Origin of the sequence: Shewanella hafniensis, assembly GCF_019655335.1 — a bacterium.
Classification (GTDB): Bacteria; Pseudomonadota; Gammaproteobacteria; order Enterobacterales; family Shewanellaceae; genus Shewanella; species Shewanella hafniensis.
The window spans coordinates 1-404 of sequence record NZ_BPFD01000273.1 but is presented as its reverse complement, the minus strand read 5'-3'; the positions used below and the strand labels follow the sequence as shown (position 1 = coordinate 404).

The 404-nt window shown below is 45.5% G+C and carries 1 pseudogene; it reads left to right on the top strand.

Going from position 1 to position 404, the window contains the following annotated elements:
* Nucleotides 1–109 precede the first annotated feature (109 nt).
* A pseudogene (locus tag K5Q99_RS22230) lies at nt 110–404 on the top strand (transposase); the annotation flags it as partial.

Genomic DNA, 404 nt, shown 5'->3' with positions numbered 1-404 from the left:
TTTTTATGCCTTAGCTTGAGCCCTTCAACTTTTGATGACTCTCATTTAAGCAATTTTAGCTCGTACAAGTTGTAGATAAACCAAAAGTGCATTATGTTGTTGATCTAAAATGGGTGGCCAGATTTTTAATTTTGAAGACACGCCTTATTACCATTGCTGTAGCCGCGTGGTGCGGCGTGCATTTTTGTGTGGCGATGATGCCTATTCGGGAAAAAATTATGACCATCGCCGCGCTTGGGTAGAATTGCTACTGTTTGAACTCGAAGCGGTTTTTGCCATTGATGTGGCGGCCTTTGCAGTGATGTCCAATCATCTGCATGTGGTGCTGCGGGTCGATGTCGACAGCGCCAATCGTTGGACTGACCGCGAAGTACTTGAGCAGTGGCATAAGCTGTTTAAAGGCG